The sequence below is a fragment of the Opitutales bacterium genome, assembly GCA_013215165.1.
GTDB lineage: Bacteria > Verrucomicrobiota > Verrucomicrobiia > Opitutales > JABSRG01 > JABSRG01.
The window spans coordinates 1-17060 of sequence record JABSRG010000011.1; the positions used below are offsets into that span (position 1 = coordinate 1).

The following is a 17060-nucleotide window of genomic DNA, read 5'->3' on the forward strand; positions in this document are numbered from 1 at the left end:
GTGCAGTGATGCATTGAGCTAACCAGTACTAATGATCCAATAGTGATTACCTGCATAACTAAGTAACTTGTGTTCTTTGACCTAATACTAACGACTTACAAGTCCTACGGTTATTAGACGCTTTTATTGCTCACGCATCAGAAACCTCGATGCGGCGTTGAACTGAATATTTTTATACCACGTGTGTTGTCCAAACAACTTAACGACCACAACTCGCAACACACAGTAACCAGGAGTAGACTAAATCCTTACTTCTTCCGTTACAGACCTGGTGATCATAGGTGTGGGGAAATACCCGTTCCCATCTCGAACACGGCCGTCAAGCCCACAACCGCTGATGGTAGTGCCGCCCCGGTGCGGTGCGAGAGTAGGTCGTTGCCAGACTTATGCCCTGGTTTTAGTTAACTCTAGAACCAGGGCTTTTTTGTGTCCTAATTTAAGCCTGATTAGGGGATGCCTCTTTCTGAAATGCTAGTAGCACTCCCCAGCACCCCCCATGGTCGGTAAGTTTGGTATAGAATTCTTTTATATTATCATTTTGTAAAATATGGATAATTTGGTTCAAGTTATAACAATTCATTTCCATAAATGGGTCAATTTCGCTTCTGAATTTGATTAATCTGAGTATTCGTTTCACTTTTCTTTTAGTTTTGCGAAAAATTGAAACTTCTTTCTGTATACCATTGTTGTTTGAGTATTCGCTTTTCGAATACAAGAAATGTATTGCACCCAGACCTCCAGGTCGAAGATTAGTCAGCAAAGTATTAAACAAAACGATTCCTCTCGTAGTTGGGATATGTTGAAAAACAATCATCGAATGGATAAAATCTACCGAGAGACTGCTATTTTCCCTGTAATCAGAGAGTTTTAATAATCTAACGTTACTTATATTCTTTTTTTGGCAGTTCCTATGCGCTTCATTTAGCATAGAAACAGATACATCTACTCCAATAGTCTCTTCTGAAATTCGCGCTAAAGGGATTAAAACTCTTCCTACACCACAGCCAAAATCAATCGATCTCTTTGGAGAAAGATCCACTCCAAACCTGCTCTTAAAAATATCTATAAGTTCATTTATATCGCTCTCTCCTTGTCTAAAGAACTCAGATAGAGCAGCGGCATCTAGATTTTCTTTTCTGAAAGACTCATTCGTCAAAACCCCAAAATATGGATCTTTTTTGCCCCATTTTTCCCATTCTTCATCGCTGCTCTCAGACAGTGTACTTTTCATTTTTAGTATTTGGGTGAAATCGATCTCTGCAGTTTGAAGTAGTCAGTTTTATATTCTTACCCTTCAAATAAAGATCTTTATCAAGAATTTGGTGAGATTTATTCAAATGGATAAAGCTTTATGAAAACATCTCACAGTTCGAATTTTTCCCACTCTTGTTTCTGATAGCAATACTTCCATTTTATTCCATTTTTGCTATATAAATATCCCCAATCTTCAGTTAGAGTGCTATAAATATAAGGCATAGTCTCCTCTGAGAAATACATCCACTGATGTTTAGTATGGAATACCCAATAGCCGGGAGGAGCGATTGATTCGGATTGGGAAGGTAGATCCAAATACAAGAATCCATATTCTCTAAAATAGATCCACGGCTTATTGCTTATTTCAGCGAAGCCGATCCATGGAATGTATTGCCAATCTTCATCCAGTCGTATCGCAGAAGGGAAAATATCAGCAAATGAGTCGACCTGGATGTCGAAGCGCGTTGACGCATAATATCCTTCACCAAAAAAACTTAGCTCATAAAAGCCTTCGTCTTGATTATTCGCATCTTTGATCAACAGTTCTCCCCCGCTCCCCTGTATCGGTTCTCCGTTAAATGTCCAATAATAGCATCCATCTATGGGCTGGCGTTGGGAGTCTTGGCTCAAAGCCACCCCGCTGAGTGTCTTGGACTGTCCCTCTTTAATCAAAGTGATATCACTCTTTTTAAAGAGCATAACATCGCTTCTGTAGTCCATTTCCTCTAAAAAGAATAAGTTGCCGGAAATGGATTCTTTGATGTTTGATTCAGGGTCAGTGACAAGGAGTGTATAGCCTCCTTGGTCTTCCTCTGAAGGATTCTCCAAAAAAAGCTGCGGTGTGCTTTGGCCGCGGAGTAGAGTTTCGTCCTTGAACCATTGAAATTGTAGTTGATTGGAATCTAATGATAGACCAGAAGGATCGTTAAATTCAACGAATGCTTCAATCGTTGTAGGGCTTTCCGGGTAAATAATGGAGTTGATATTATCAGAAGATAGAACGATCTTTGGATAAGCTTCTGTGACTGTTAGTTCAAACATGTCGACTATGTCACTTTGTCTAGTCTCATTATCGAAAATTTCAAGCTGGTAGAGGCCAGTATCATCAGGTGTGACTGTGAAGCCGATACGCGTCTTGTCGAACTGGCTAAATTCTCGAATGCCTATCCCATCCTTTAGCCAAGTTAAATTCACATTAAACGAATCAACAACACTTCTAGAATATCCGATAATCTGAGAATTATACTCGAAGTAGGCCCCTTCCGGAAGTACTATCTTTTCAAATTCGCTTGCGACAAAGTTTGTTGCCGATACTTCAGCCTCTGGAATTGGTTCAACAGAAAATTCATCAAACAGATACTCGGGCTTTGGGGCGAATTCGTAAAATCCAAAGCGTAGCTTTAGATTATGATCGCCTTTGGGTACATAAAATTCGATCGGAGTCCAATTCTCACCAATCCTTGACATTAGTGGATCTAAGTTAGTTTCGATTTCACCTTGGCTTGTCGGGCCAGAAGGTCCTGGAAGCAAAAAATCAACTGAACTGAAAACGCTTAGTCCGATCGTAGATTCGTCACAACCGGGAGTTCTTTTGACCGAGAAACTAATCCGTGCTGGACCTTGAATAGTTCCGATTTTCGAATGATTTGAAAAACCAGCTGTTTTCAGGGCATTGCCGTCAGAGACCCCAACCCCTTCCGCGACTTCAAATACATGACTGTTTTCGAGTAAATCGAATTCATATTCAAGAGTGTCATTGACTACAGCGTTTACGTCAAACGTCGACCTGAAGGTAAAGTCTATGTCAACGATGCCTGGAATTTGGGTTTCGTCAGAGGATGTGATTAAAGAAAAGACAATTTCATTTTCCTCATTTGATAAGTAAACAAGAAGGATCTCATTAACAGATTCCTGTCTGTTTAGTGCAAGGCTTTCTTCGCGCAAGCTAGCATTTATTTTATTGAGCGGTAAACTGGACTTGAGTTTTATAAATAAATATCCGGGCTCTGGGAGTGTTACTTTAAAATTATCAAAGTGCGTAATATATGGTTCAGAATTACCTGTTCTCTTCTGCCAGTTACTGGGGAACGTATCAAAATTCCAGTATGTGTCTGTTTCCCCATGTAAAATGGAGCCTAAGGTAATGTAGAAAATCAAAGAATTTAATAGATTTCTCATTTAATTATCATTCCAAGATTAATAGCTAATTTCTTTTGCGATCAAGCAGGAAAGCCTTATGTTTTTTTAGAAATTACGGTCGGTTTCATTTGAGATAGATCTCTCATAGGCATAACGAATGTGGAAATCTATGCAGTTTCCATCGAAATTTATTCTAATCCAGATCTTTCAGGTAAGTAATTTAATAGTCATGCTCCTGATGACTATGCGGTGCGAGAGTAGGTCGTTGCCAGACTTATGCCCTGGTTTTAGTTATTCGCTAGAACCAGGGCTTTTTTGTTGAAACACAGTCTCGTTTAGGTTGTCTCGAAGATCTCATTCTCAAGGAAACACTATGAAGACCCTTAAATTCTTATTTGCGGCGGCTCTTTTTTTTGTCGCAGGCCTCACCGCAGCTTTTGCTGATAAACTCACGCTTGTCTCCACCTGTGGGATGGTGACGGACATCGTCAAAAACGTGGCAGGTGATAAGTGCGAGGTGATTGGGCTCATGGGGAGTGGTGTGGATCCGCATTTGTATAAGCCGACGCGCGATGACGTGGTAAAAATGGTGGATGCAGATGTTATTTTTTACTCTGGGCTGATGCTTGAGGGACGCATGGCGGACACCTTTGCGCGGATGAGCCGTCGGGGTAAGCAGGTTTACGCGGTGACTGAGCTGCTGGATGAGTCTTATCTGATGGAGCCGGAAGAGTTCGAGGGACATTGGGATCCGCATGTGTGGAATGACGTGTCGGCCTGGAAAGAAGCTACGCGTCTGGTGGGGCAGGCTCTGGGTGAAGTTGATCCTGAGAATGCAGCTTTTTATACAGCAAATGCTGAATCTTACATTGCCAGACTAGTTGAGCTTGATGCTTACGTCAAAAAGGTTATCGCGACGATTCCAGAGAGCCGCCGTTATTTGATTACGGCACATGATGCTTTTGGCTATTTTGCTCGTGCCTATGGCATCGAGGTGCGTTCAGTTCAGGGCATTAGCACTGCCTCGGCAGCGGGTGTGGATGATATTAATCAACTGGTCGAATTTATCGTCGAAAATGACATCGGTGCGATTTTCGTTGAGAACATTACTTCTGATAAGGGCCTACAGGCGGTTGTCGAAGGGGCGGGGGCGCGCGGTCATACGGTGGTTATCGGCGGCGAGCTTTATTCCGATGCGATGGGCGCTCCGGGAACTTACGAGGGGACCTACATCGGTATGGTGGATCATAATGCGACGTTGATTACGCGCGCACTCGGTGGTGAAGCTCCAGCAAAAGGGCTCTACGGAAAGCTTACTTTCGAGTAGGTTTGTTTGATGTCCGTGTCTTCATCGCGATTAGCAAGTCACAGCGATCAGCCGCTGCGTGTCAGAGATCTGACGGTGGCATACGAGCGCAAGCCGGTGGTTTGGGATGTCGGTTTTGAAATCGAACCTGGGTCGCTGACAGCGATCATCGGGCCTAATGGTGCGGGGAAGAGTACGCTGTTGAAGGCGATACTCGGTCTATTGCCTGTGGCTTCGGGGGCAGCCCTGTTTTTCGGTAAGGAGCTAGGCAAGGTGCGTCCGCGTGTGACCTATGTTCCGCAGCGTGAGAGTGTTGATTGGGATTACCCGGTGACGGTCGTCGACGTGGTCACGATGGGGCTATATCGCAAAATTGGTTGGTGTCTCCCTATTTTAAATTCGCATCGCAAGCAGGCTATGGCGGCACTGGAGAAGGTCGACATGGTTGCGTTCGTAGACCGGCAGATCAGCGAGCTCTCGGGTGGACAGCAGCAGCGTGTCTTTTTGGCCCGTGCCCTAATTCAGAATGCCGATCTATTCTTTATGGATGAGCCCTTCGCCGGCATTGATGCCACCACAGAGAAGGCGATTATGGGCATCTTGAAAGAATTGCGAGACGCGGGGAAGACTGTGGTGTGTGTACATCACGACCTCACCACAGTTAAGGACTATTTTGACAGTGTGTTGCTCCTCAACCTCAAGCGTGTGGCCTTTGGGCCAGTAGATGAGGTGTTCACAATGGAGAATTTGAAAAAGACCTATGGGGGCAAACTCACCTTGTTGGACAAAGTGGCCCAATCACTCGTCAATGCTAACGCGTGATCCATTTACTCTCTAGTCTATCCGGGTTTGTTGAGAGGAGTGCGCTGTTAGGTTTGGGTCTCCTTTTGTGCTGTTTTGTTTTCTGCAATACGTCGGTCGGGGAAGAGCTGGAGCATACGCACAAGTCAGCTCGAGCTAGTGAAAACGCTGCATTTGCATTTCCAGGTTGGGAAAAAGTGGAGCGCGTGCTCAGTTTTCGGGACTACAATACTCGTATCGTGTTTGCCGGGCTGGTGCTTCTGGGTGTGGTTTCGGGGATAACGGGGACTTTTCTTCTCTTACGGAAACGTTCGCTTTTGAGCGATTCAGTGAGCCATGCCACTCTACCTGGATTAGCCCTGGTATTTATCGTGTTGGAGTTGGTCCAGGGCAAAGGAGATGTGCTTATATGGTTATTGGTCGGCGGGGCGGTGACGGGAGTGATGGCGATGGTCTCTGTGGTGTATGCGCCCATTGTGAGTAAGATAAAAAGTGATGCCGCCCTGGCGTTGAGCCTGACTTTTTTCTATGGACTGGGCGTGGTGCTCCTGTCGGTCATTCAACAGATGCCGACGGCAAATGCGTCTGGATTGGAATACCTCATCTATGGTAATGCGGCCACACTGACTCGGTCGGATGTTGATCTGATCTTGGTCGTAGCGATTTGTTCGCTGGTGGTGTGTACCCTTCTTTTTAAGGAGTTCTCTATTCTTTGCTTCGATAGTGGGTATGCGGACACACAGGGGTATTCATCCCTAGGTCTGGATTTTTTGCTGATGGGTGTGATTGTGTTTGTCAGCGTCGTTGGGCTGCAAGCGGTGGGCCTGCTGCTCATGATGGCGCTGCTGATTACCCCGGCCGTTGCGGCTCGTTTTTGGGCGAGGCGTCTCACCTCGGTAGCGCTCGTTGCCGGTCTGCTCGGAGGCTTGAGTGCGTTTAGTGGTGTGTTGTTGAGTAGTCTTTTTCCCCGTCTTCCGACGGGAGCCATCATTGTGCTTTCCGCGACCGCTTTTTTTCTACTCAGTCTCTTTTTCGGTAGGAATAAGGGGGTAGTGATACGCTGGTTGAATCGGCTCAAATCCCATCGACGGCTGAAATTACAACAATTTCTCCGAGCTGCGTTCGATGCTGTGGAAAATGAGATGGGTGAGTGCTTATTTGCGCAGTGTCGTCTGTCCGGTTTCAGTGCGAAGCGACCCATTGCTCCGGAACGTATTTTTCAGCGTCGTGCTTGGACCCGCCAGACATTTGATCGGATCCTAAAGCGTGCTGCTCGTGAGGGCTGGGTGCGTCTGGTGGATGATGGGACTTTGATGCTGACCGACGACGGGTTAAGCCGAGCCCAGCATCACGCCAAGCAGCACCGGCTATGGGAATTGTATTTGATCCGCTATGCCGATGTTGCACCGAGCCAGGTGCATCAGGACGTTGAGCGCATAGAAGAGGTGGCATCGCCTGATATTGTCCGGGAAATTGAAGATTTATTTGAGTCGGAAATACAGATGCGCAGTATGCCTCAGGAGCCTCACCCGGCCTAAACAAGATTTATGAATTGGTCAGAAGTAGACACGTGGATTGTCCTTACAGGAGCACTCGTTTCGATGGCGTGTGCGATTCCGGGTGTATTTTTACTTCTTGGCAAACAAAGCATGTTTGGCCACGGCGTCGTGCACGCCGTCTTGCCTGGACTCGTGATTGCATTCTTAATAACGCAGTCCCGCGATTTGGGGGCGGTATTGGTCGGCGCAACCATTGCTGCTATTCTGACAGGTGTGTTCACACAAATGGTGCATCGATCGGGGCATGTTGAAGAAGGCGCATCCTTAGGTGTGGTCTTTACATCGATGTTCGCCCTGGGGCTGTTGCTAATACGGGTCAGTGTGGATTCTGTGCATCTGGATCCGGACTGCGTTCTATTTGGGATTCTAGAGACGTCCGTAGTGGATGCAGTTTTGTTTAATGAAATCCCGCGCGTCACCCTGCACGGTGCGACGATTTTATTGTTAAATCTAGTGCTCGTCTCCTTGTTTTTCAAAGAGCTGCGCATTGCTACCTTTGATCCGGCTTTGGCAAGTGCCATGGGTCTGAGGCCCAAGCTTATCAATTATGGCATCATGATATCTACTGCGGTGACGGCAGTACTAGCGTTCGAGTCTGTCGGAAGTATCATTGTCATTGCCATGATGATCGCTCCGGCGGCGACGGCCTTTTTGCTCACACGTAGCCTGCTCCCGATGCTGCTCGTATCTTTGACTACAGCCGCAGCGACAGCATTGTTTGGGCATCTGTTTGCGCTCCATGTCCCCGCAGTTGTCTTCAACGCGATCACCGATAGTAATCGTTTTGGTTCCACCAATGTGGCGGGAGGCATGTCGGTGGTTGCTGGTCTTATTTTTCTACTGGCCCTTTTCTTTAGCCCGAACCGGGGGTTGGTTTTTCGCTCGTTTAAACGGCGTGCCTTAGCAGCGGAAGCTGGGACTAAGATCGAGCCGGATTTTGGATCGCTAAAAGGCTAATCCACGTAGATGAGGAGGGCGGTCGTATTGTCCCGACCATTGGTGCGGACGGCTTCTTCTACGAGGATTTGCGCACGTGATGGTTCGGTCTCTCCGCGAAATTTGCGCACTTGTTCCTCCATGCGTCGATTCCAAAGCCCATCGACGAGGCCATCGGAGCAGATGAGGAAGGCGTCACCGGGTTCGTGTTTAACTGCGCCGATGTGGGGGTCGAGGAATTGATTTTTACCCCCTAAGGCTTGTTGGAGCATACTGCGACGGGGGTGACTGCGTGCTTCACGTTCGTTGAGTTTCCCTTCGCGATAGAGCCAGCCTGCATGGGTATGATCCTGAGTAATCTGCTGAATCGATCCATCTGAGGGGATGTGGTAAATACGTGAATCCCCAATGTGCGCAAAATAGAGCCATTCGGGAGTGAGCCAACTCAGTGATAGGGCGGCGCCCATGCCTTCGCATTCTTCATAGCTTTTTCCCAGATCGACTATGTCTTGGTGAATGCCATCGCATAGCGTGGCGAGGACATCGGAAAAACCAGTGTTTAAGCCGGAAGCTGCGAGTTTGAATGAACTCGGCAGTAGCTTAATGATCCGATCGACAGTGATGCGGCTGGCAAACTCCCCAGAGCATGCACCCCCCATGCCGTCGCTCACTGCGAAAATGAAATCATGCTCACCGACATGGCTGTGGCCTTCCTTGCCGAGGCGTTCGGCGCCTTCGGCGTTGATGCGTATTGCGATGAAGGCATCTTCGTTGTTTTTACGAAAACGGCCCACATCCGTCTGCGCGGACCATGAGATACTGGGTGCTGGCATCGTCTAAAGATTGTCCAGGTTAGGATTACTTCGTATCTCCGGTGGTGGTGGGTAGCCGGGCTGGAGAATGGTAGAGAACTCAAAATCGATCACGCAAAAGCGCCCATCCTGAGGGCGGTAGGTAATATTGCGCAACTCGGCATCGTCGTGACGCACACCGAAGCCCTCAAGTTCTGCAAAGACTTCTTTAAGTTTTTGTTCACCCATGCGTTCGACCCGTTTGCCGCAGTTACTCGTTACCAGGTAGAGTTGCTCCGGCTCTGTAGCCATGATCTTCGGGACAAAATCGCAGCCTTTCCCCTCTAAAAACTCTAGGACTCGTATCTCATTCTCGAAGCGTTCTTCTGCCTGCGGGCCGCGGAAGTATTTATGGACGCGTCCATCGAAGCCGATACGGACGACGGAGCGGGCGGTGTTTTTGGTCTCTCGCATAGTGCTAAGTAGGGTTTAAATTCCTGAGACGAGATGGTGTGGCTATATTAAAGGGTTGGCATGAGCGTTGCTTGTTGGCTTACCCAACTTTGCTGGCTTCCAGCGTATACAAAAACCCAACTAAGACTGCAATTAGCAAACAATATGGCTAAACTAAGAGTAGAATACATCTGGCTCGACGGATACACTCCCGTTGCGGGCCTTCGTGGCAAAACTAAGATCCTCGAGGGAGATCCTGATACGTTCTCTTTGGAAGATTGCCCCATGTGGGGTTTTGACGGCAGCTCGACTGAGCAAGCTGATGGCAGCAGCTCGGATTGTATGCTGAAGCCTGTGGCGCTTTTCCCAGACGCTGCGCGTACGAACGGTTTCATCGTCATGAGTGAGGTCCTCCTCCCCGATGGCGCACCACACCCTTCAAACATGCGTGCTACCATCCCTGACGACGAGGGTATGTGGTTCGGTTTCGAGCAGGAATATTTCCTTTACCAAGATGGCAAGCCTCTGGGCTGGCCCGATGCCGGTTTCCCCGGACCTCAAGGACCTTACTACTGCGGTGTAGGCAATTCTAGCGTTGGCGATGTCGCGCGTCAGATTGTTGAAGAGCACCTAGACCTTTGCCTCGAAGCAGGCATCAACCACGAAGGTATCAATGCTGAGGTGGCGAAAGGCCAATGGGAATTCCAAGTCTTCGGTAAGGGTTCAAAAAGTGCTGCTGACCAAATCTGGGTCGGTCGTTATCTGCTCCTCCGCACCTGTGAGAAATACGGTGTCGACGTGAACTTCCATTGTAAGCCGTTCATCGGCGACTGGAATGGCTCAGGGATGCACGCTAATTTCTCTACGGAGTATCTCCGTGAAACAGGCGGTAAGGAATATTTCGAAGCGCTCATGGCTGCTTTCGATAAGAATCGTGACGAGCACATTGCTGCTTATGGTCCCGACAATCACCTCCGTCTCACCGGTCTGCACGAGACCCAGTCTATCGACAAGTTCTCTTATGGAATTGCCGACCGTGGTGCCTCGATTCGTGTGCCTCACAGCTTTGTTAACGCTGGTTATAAGGGCTACCTTGAAGACCGCCGTCCAAATTCAGAGGGTGATCCTTACGCGATCGCATCTCGCATTGCTGCGACCATCGCAGAAGTTCCTACCGCTTAGGGCGGCTTAGACTGTTGATTTCAGCCGATACTGGACGAAGCGATTCAAACCACTTTCGTTCGGTATCGGTTTTTTTGTGGCTATTTTAGAGAGGCCTCAGTTGCTCTTCGACTGATCGGGTGACGGCGGTTGTTAGGTCGCCGGTATGCTGGGTGCTCTTTTTCTCGATTAAGAGGATGCTGCACTCTTCTTCAGCAATGGGATTATGCATGACTCCTTTTGGGATGACGCACATTTCGCCTGGTCCGAGTTCGACTACGCTGTCTCCGAATTGAATCTTAAGGTGGCCATCGAGGACGAGGAAGAGTTCGTCTTCATCGTCGTGTTTGTGCCATTCGAAGCTTTCTTTTAACTTAGCAATTTTTGCGTAGGAGTCTTCGAGTTCGTCGAGAACGCGGGGCGACCAGTATTCTGTGAGCTTGGCTGCTTTTTCTTTTAGATTGATGGCTGTCTTCATTCTTTCTGCATGAGAAAAATAAGGCTGATACCTTGAATGCCAAACATACGCCAGGCAGCATCTTGTCCGTTCCAAGTCGAGGCCCACATAAAGAACCATTCGCCCCCCATGGTGATGAAGCCGAAGAACCAGAGCATCATGCCCAGACCTAAGCCAGCAACACTCCAAGGTTTGGCCTTATGAAATGTCTCTTCATCAGCTTTGAGGTTTTTGACTAAAAAATATACCCCAATAAAGCACAGGATCGCAGTCGCACCTTCCCAGGCTATGATAAAGGCATAAGAGATAGCATGTAGTGTGGGCGAGGTGATGGCACGCCAGTCAACGCGTTCGGCGGTGCCTTCAAACTGTAGGGAGTCTATCGAAAGGACACGCTCCACAAACATGCGGTTCGAGGGGTAATCATCGATCGCGTTATTGAAAGTGACGATGAGAAAGAAGAGGCCGGTGGTGGCTACCAGAGCGATTTTTAGAAGGCGGGCTACGGTCATGATTTCTATAGATACTGAGATGTTTCTTTTTGTCAGCAAATGCTGTGCTCGGTTGGCCTCCGAATTCTTGGTGTGAGGATCTGCGGGTTGTAATTATTGAAAGGAATGTCTCAACCTAATTATAAATTGAGATTGACTCGCATTTGCGTAAAGAGAATAGGTCTCGTTTTTAATAACCCATGACTGAATATAATAAACTCCGCATTGCGGACTCTCGAATTGGCTGCTCGGCCATCAAAAAGGCGCTATCTGTCTTATGCTTCAGTGCTTCTGCAGTTAGCGCGCAATCTGATGAGGCAGATACACTGGATACTATGGTATCTATAGGCCAGTATCTCTATAGCGACCAGGTTAATGCGTTGCGTAGTCCGACGCCGATCATTGATGTGCCTCAAAGTCTATCGATCCTAACTTCGGACCAAATCTCTCAAAGAGGGTTCACAAGCGTAGGTGAGATCATTGACTACACGCCAGGGGTGAACACTTCGCAGGGCGAGGGACATCGCGATGCTGTCGTGTTCCGCGGTGTGCGTTCGACAGCAGACTTCTTCATCGATGGGGTCCGTGACGATGTGCAGTATTACCGACCGCTTTACAATCTTGAGCAGGTGGAGATATTGCGTGGTCCCAATGCGCTTCTTTTTGGCCGTGGAGGTACGGGAGGTATTTTGAATCGAGTCACAAAGAAGGGTCTTCTTGGTGAGACTTTTACTGGCTATGAGGCCCGTGTAGATTCCTTTGGTGAATTTGGAGTCCAACTCGATTTTAATACACCTATCGGGGAGAACGCTGCATTTCGGATAAATGGACTCTACGAGGATTTGAACAATGATCGTGATTTCTATGAGGGTGAGCGCATCGGTCTGAATCCCACCGTTAAAGTAGCTTTTACGGAGGACACCGTTCTCGATGTTTCCTATGAATACGTGGATCACGAGCGATTCATTGACCGCGGTATTCCTACAGGAGCTAATGGTCGTCCCGTAGAGGCCTTCCGCGATACGGTGTTTGCAGATCCTGAGCTGAACATCACTGAATTGGAGGCGCACCTTTTGCGCGCAAACTTGCAGCACGCTTTTACAGATAATCTAAAGGGTAATTTCAGCGCTTTTTATGGCGACTACGACAAGCTCTACCAAAACTTCTACGCCTCAGGTTACGACCAGGCCACGAACATCGTGACGCTCGATGGCTATGTCGATACCACTCAACGTGAGAGCTTCGTGTTGTCGTCTAACCTCATTGGTGAGTTTCTATCCGGCAGCATTGGACACACGATTGTCGCCGGCGTGGAGTATATCGACACGGCTAATGACAACGATCGCTTCAATAGCTTCTTTGACCAGACGCAGGATGACAATGAACGCTTCCTGGCGACCCGTCCAATTGGGCTTGTAAATGGAGTCGGTGTAAACGCTGACGGTGCAACGACTACCGATGATTTTACTGTCGATCCTAACGATGACACTGAGGCCGACGTGACTGTCTTTTCTGCATATATTCAGGATGAAATCGAGATTTCGGAACACTTCGATCTTATCCTGGGTGCTCGTTTCGACAGCTTTGAGATTGATGTGCTCAATGTCCTAACTGGTGAGCGTCGCAGTCGGACCGATGAGGAGGTATCTCCACGATTTGGCTTCGTCTACAAGCCCCAGGAAAATGTGTCTATCTACGCGAGTTACAGTGAGTCATTTATTCCGCGCAGTGGGGAGCAATATGCCAACATCAACGGCGACAATAACCAGCTCGATCCCAACACGTTCACCAACCTAGAGGCCGGTGTGAAGTGGGACTTCCGCGAGAGTATGAGCCTTACCCTGTCCGTCTTCGAGATCGAGCAAAGCTCGCCTCAGGTTTCCGACAATGATCCGTCGACTCTCGATGTTATCGATTCTGATATCACTGGTTTTGAGGCTCAATTGCAGGGCGAAATAGCAGATAACTGGTTCATCTCTGCGGGTTACAGTTATCTCGACGGTGAGCAGGTGGATCGCAGTGGACCTACGGGTCTACGTCCCCGTGAGCTTCCTGAGCATATGTTCTCTGTTTGGAACACGTATCACTTTACAGAGAAATTTGGGATTGGCCTGGGGCTGGTCTATCAGGACGAAAGTTTTGTCAATAACAGCAACACAGCCATTTTGCCTGACTACACCCGTATTGATGCTGCTCTTTATTATCGGGTCTCTGAGACATTGCGTGTGCAGCTCAATGTAGAAAATCTGACTGATGAGCTCTATTTTCCAAACGCTCACAGCACGCACCAGGTGACTGTCGGTGCTCCGATCAACGCGCGTCTAGCTGTGATCGGTCGCTTCTAAGGCCGAGCATGCCCTTATCCGCTCCGAAATACTGTCGGAGCGGACCCGGTGCTGGCAGTAAATGCCTGTGTGAATCGGGATTGGCTGGAGTACCCGCAGCGTTCTGCGATTTCTACGATGCGGAGGTCAGTTTCAACGAGAAGCCCCTTCGCTTGTTTGATCCGTAAGGCATTCCATTCGCGATTAGGACTTTGCCGGTCTGCCTGTTTGAACTTCAGCTCCATGGTGCGGCGGGACATGCCATGCATGCGGGCGACGTCTTCGAGCGATGCATTGGCTGCGAGATGCGCGTTCATCCAAGCGATAATACGCCCAATGGTATCCGGTTCTCCTGTTCGAACAGCCAAACTTTCACGGACTTGAAGGGGGCCAGGGGCAAGCAGTTGACTTTCCTTTCGGCAATGCAGGATGCCTTCGACGACTGCTTTCCCAATCTCTGCATAAGGAATTGGAAAACTGGCTATGCCAACTCCCGCTAGCATAGATGCCTCAGGTTCATCGCCGAGTCCGATTACCTTGAGGTCTTCCCCGAGTGTGCGTCCCAGATCTCGCGCTAATTCGCATACAATGCGGGCAGCTCTGTCTGAAAGGGTTATGATTCCAGATTTTGGAACCAGCTTGGCGATCGTCTCACGCAGTCTTTCTCTTGTGAGCAGAGGAATGGTATCAAAGGGGATGTCCGTCGCTGCGCGTGCTTCGGCTAAGAGGCGTCGACTGCGTGCTTGTGTTTCCGGCGCAATCAAAAATCCATGGAGGGCGCCATGCTCGGCGAGTGCCTGGGCGGCGGCAGCTCCGATTTTCTCATAATCCACTCCAATTGAAGGTGTTTCATTCAGGCCTGACCACTGGGCCAGGTCGATCCATTGGGCGACGCGATTGCGATGGGGGGCGATCCATTCTTCGCCGATGAGGCTGCCGGCGTAGGCGTCGATCTGGTCGAGTAATTGGGGGTGTTGGACGATCGATTCTTGCGGTAGGCTGAGGGGTAAGATCTGGAGAGGTGTGCCTAGCCTTCGGTTTGCCTGTTGCAGTCCAGAGAAGAACGCAATTTGACCACTGGGCGGGTATTCGGCCTGAATGGCGACTTTCATTGCGCAAATCATAAACTATTTTTCGTTTATGCGTAAAGACAGCGTTCGAATTTTAGGCTATGCTCAGGTGTATCGTGGAGTTTGCCGATGTCTGTAGGCGCTTCCAGTAATTGAGAAAACAGGACTAGACTTATGAAGAAAGCGCTGATCACCGGAATCACCGGGCAGGATGGATCTTACCTCGCAGAGTTGTTATTAGAGAAAGGCTACGAGGTGCACGGTATCATTCGTCGGGCTTCGACTTTTAATACCTCTCGGATTGAGCATCTCTACAATGACCCGCATGTGCATGGCACAAAACTGTTCCTGCACTATGGCGATCTGGCGGACTCGGTGCAGATGGTGAAGTTGCTCTACGATCTAGAACCTGATGAGATTTATAATTTAGGGGCCCAGTCTCACGTTCGTGTTTCTTTTGATATCCCCGAATATACGGGCGACGTTTCTGGCTTGTCGACGGTGCGTATATTGGAGGCGATCCGTGAAGCCGGACTTGTTGAGAAGTGTCGTTTCTACCAGGCATCGTCTTCCGAGATGTTTGGGAAAGTTCAGGAAGTGCCACAAACTGAAACAACACCCTTCTGGCCCCGCTCACCCTATGCTTGTGCGAAAGTCTATGCCTACTGGCTCACAGTGAATTTTCGTGAGTCTTACGACTTGCATGCCTCAAATGGTATCTTGTTTAACCACGAGTCTCCGCGCCGTGGTGAGACCTTTGTGACGCGGAAGATTACGCGTGCGGCGACGCGTATAAAGATGGGGCTTCAGGACAAGCTGTTTCTCGGCAATCTAGATGCAAAGCGTGACTGGGGGTATGCGAAGGAGTATGTCGAAGTGATGTGGATGATGCTCCAACAGGATAAGCCGGATGACTATGTATGTGCGACGAATGAGACGCACTCTGTTAAGGAATTCGTCCAAGAGACCTTTGCTCTGCTCGATCTCGATTGGGAAAAATATGTCGACTACGACAAGCGCTATGACCGTCCGGCTGAAGTGGACTTGTTGATCGGCGATCCGGCTAAGCTGAAGAAGCAGCTTGATTGGGAGCCCAAGGTGAAGTTCAAAGAGTTGGTCAAAATCATGGTTGAAGCCGATATGCAAATCGCTCGTCAGGAGCTTGCGTTGCAAGAGGCTCAAGCGGGTTTGTAGGACTTATTTGCTTCGATGGATTCTGGAACAAAAATCTACGTCTCGGGCCACTGTGGCATGGTAGGCGGTGCGATTTGTCGCTCATTACAGCGTCAAGGCATGGGCGAGGTGGTCACGCGCACGCGGCAAGAGTTGGACTTGTTGAGCGCCCAGGCGGTTGACGCCTTCATCGCGGAAGAAAAGCCCGAAGTGGTTGTGATCGCGGCGGCGCGTGTGGGGGGGATTCATGCCAATAATACTTACCCGGCTGAGTTCCTACACGAGAATCTTGCCATCGCGCACCACCTGATTCACAGCAGTTATGTGCATGGGGTAGAGCGCCTTCTGTTTTTGGGAAGTTCCTGTATTTATCCTAAGTTGGCACCTCAACCGATGTCGGAGGATGCTTTGCTGACTGGGCCTTTGGAATCTACAAACGAGGCCTACGCGATCGCAAAGATTACAGGCCTAAAGCTGTGTGAGTTTTACCGGAAGCAATATGGAGTGACTTATCACTCTGCGATGCCCACGAACCTTTATGGCCCGGGTGATAATTATCACCCAGAAAACAGCCATGTCCTGCCTGCATTGATTCGCCGTTTCTATGAAGCGGCTCAACAAAACGCTGAGGAAGTGGTGCTCTGGGGAACGGGGACCCCACTCCGCGAGTTTCTGCATGCGGACGACTGCGCAGATGCGATGGTTTATCTGCTCCAGCTCGAAGATCCACCAGACCTGGTCAATGTGGGGAGTGGCGTCGAAATTACTATTCGTGATCTGGCTGAGCTCGTTGCCGACGTCGTGGGCTACAAGGGTAAGCTCATTCAGGATATTTCGAAGCCTGATGGCACGCCGCGCAAGCTCATGGATAACCGCCTTATCAATGACTTGGGTTGGTCGCCCAGCTACGATTTGCGATCGGGTATCGAGCACGCTTTTGAGGATTTTAAGCGGCTGAGTGTGAGTGGTTCATTTCGGGAGCGGTAGGGCCTTTAGTTCACCGGCCAGTGTTTAATATTTGAGATCTTTTGGTTCAGGTGGTGGAAAATACTTTCCAAGACGTAGGTTCTATCTAGCTTCCTCTGGCAAAGTAAAATCTCCCAAAACCGACCGTGCCCGCGCCAGAAGACCCAACAGACAATCCG

Annotated in this window: 15 protein-coding genes and 1 rRNA gene; 9 read left to right on the forward strand and 7 right to left on the reverse strand. The window is 48.9% G+C overall.

Annotated features, from left to right (window positions below; all coding sequences use genetic code 11):
* Positions 1–267 precede the first annotated feature (267 nt).
* Positions 268–384, forward strand: a 5S ribosomal RNA gene (gene rrf / locus HRU10_03325).
* A gap of 52 nt (positions 385–436) precedes the next feature.
* Here rrf and HRU10_03330 read toward each other — a convergent pair.
* Positions 437–1231, reverse strand: a complete 795-nt coding sequence (locus tag HRU10_03330) for a class I SAM-dependent methyltransferase (protein ID NRA26263.1) — start codon at positions 1229–1231, stop codon at positions 437–439.
* Positions 1232–1362: 131 nt separating this feature from the next.
* Positions 1363–3432, reverse strand: a complete 2070-nt coding sequence (locus HRU10_03335) for a hypothetical protein (protein NRA26264.1) — start codon at positions 3430–3432, stop codon at positions 1363–1365.
* Between the two features lie 334 nt (positions 3433–3766).
* Between HRU10_03335 and HRU10_03340 the strand changes: the two genes are divergently transcribed.
* Genes HRU10_03340 through HRU10_03355 form a run of 4 tightly spaced genes read left to right on the forward strand, consistent with a single transcriptional unit; the run spans position 3767 to position 8016 of the window.
* Positions 3767–4720 (forward strand): zinc ABC transporter substrate-binding protein, encoded by a 954-nt coding sequence (locus HRU10_03340; GenBank protein NRA26265.1) that lies wholly within the window; start codon positions 3767–3769, stop codon positions 4718–4720.
* Between the two features lie 9 nt (positions 4721–4729).
* The gene (locus HRU10_03345) at positions 4730–5521 is read left to right on the forward strand and encodes a metal ABC transporter ATP-binding protein (GenBank protein NRA26266.1); all 792 of its coding nucleotides are present in this window, start codon (positions 4730–4732) and stop codon (positions 5519–5521) included.
* Positions 5518–7038, forward strand: a complete 1521-nt coding sequence (locus HRU10_03350) for a metal ABC transporter permease (protein ID NRA26267.1) — start codon at positions 5518–5520, stop codon at positions 7036–7038. Before HRU10_03345 ends, HRU10_03350 begins: the two co-directional genes overlap by 4 nt.
* A gap of 9 nt (positions 7039–7047) precedes the next feature.
* Positions 7048–8016 carry a metal ABC transporter permease gene (locus HRU10_03355; protein ID NRA26268.1) on the forward strand — a complete coding sequence of 323 codons (969 nt, stop codon included), beginning with the start codon at positions 7048–7050 and terminating at the stop codon, positions 8014–8016.
* Here the strand turns inward: HRU10_03355 and HRU10_03360 are convergent.
* Both HRU10_03360 and HRU10_03365 read right to left on the reverse strand, forming a co-directional pair.
* Positions 8013–8828: a serine/threonine-protein phosphatase gene (locus HRU10_03360; protein NRA26269.1), complete on the reverse strand. Its 816-nt coding sequence runs from the start codon at positions 8826–8828 to the stop codon at positions 8013–8015. The genes HRU10_03355 and HRU10_03360 overlap by 4 nt on opposite strands.
* Positions 8829–8831: 3 nt before the next feature.
* Positions 8832–9260 (reverse strand): serine/threonine protein phosphatase, encoded by a 429-nt coding sequence (locus HRU10_03365; GenBank protein NRA26270.1) that lies wholly within the window; start codon positions 9258–9260, stop codon positions 8832–8834.
* 144 nt (positions 9261–9404) lie between these two features.
* Between HRU10_03365 and HRU10_03370 the strand changes: the two genes are divergently transcribed.
* On the forward strand, positions 9405–10421 hold the full coding sequence (locus HRU10_03370; protein NRA26271.1) for a glutamine synthetase beta-grasp domain-containing protein: 1017 nt from the start codon (positions 9405–9407) through the stop codon (positions 10419–10421).
* Positions 10422–10506: 85 nt separating this feature from the next.
* Here HRU10_03370 and HRU10_03375 read toward each other — a convergent pair whose 3' ends face one another.
* Positions 10507–10878, reverse strand: coding sequence for a cupin domain-containing protein (locus tag HRU10_03375; protein ID NRA26272.1), 372 nt, complete (start codon positions 10876–10878; stop codon positions 10507–10509).
* A complete protein-coding gene (locus HRU10_03380) occupies positions 10875–11369 on the reverse strand; it encodes a DUF2165 domain-containing protein (protein NRA26273.1) in 495 nt (164 codons plus the stop codon). The genes HRU10_03375 and HRU10_03380 overlap by 4 nt, the downstream gene beginning before the upstream one ends.
* A gap of 179 nt (positions 11370–11548) precedes the next feature.
* Here HRU10_03380 and HRU10_03385 point away from each other — a divergent pair, with 179 nt between their 5' ends.
* Positions 11549–13693 carry a TonB-dependent siderophore receptor gene (locus HRU10_03385; protein NRA26274.1) on the forward strand — a complete coding sequence of 715 codons (2145 nt, stop codon included), beginning with the start codon at positions 11549–11551 and terminating at the stop codon, positions 13691–13693.
* A gap of 14 nt (positions 13694–13707) precedes the next feature.
* Here HRU10_03385 and HRU10_03390 read toward each other — a convergent pair whose 3' ends face one another.
* Entirely contained in the window at positions 13708–14784 is a 1077-nt protein-coding gene (locus HRU10_03390; GenBank protein ID NRA26275.1) for a helix-turn-helix domain-containing protein, read from the reverse strand.
* A gap of 132 nt (positions 14785–14916) precedes the next feature.
* Here HRU10_03390 and gmd point away from each other — a divergent pair, with 132 nt between their 5' ends.
* On the forward strand, positions 14917–15936 hold the full coding sequence (gene gmd, locus HRU10_03395; protein NRA26276.1) for a GDP-mannose 4,6-dehydratase: 1020 nt from the start codon (positions 14917–14919) through the stop codon (positions 15934–15936).
* Between the two features lie 15 nt (positions 15937–15951).
* A complete protein-coding gene (locus HRU10_03400) occupies positions 15952–16902 on the forward strand; it encodes a GDP-L-fucose synthase (GenBank protein NRA26277.1) in 951 nt (316 codons plus the stop codon).
* Positions 16903–17060 lie beyond the last annotated feature (158 nt).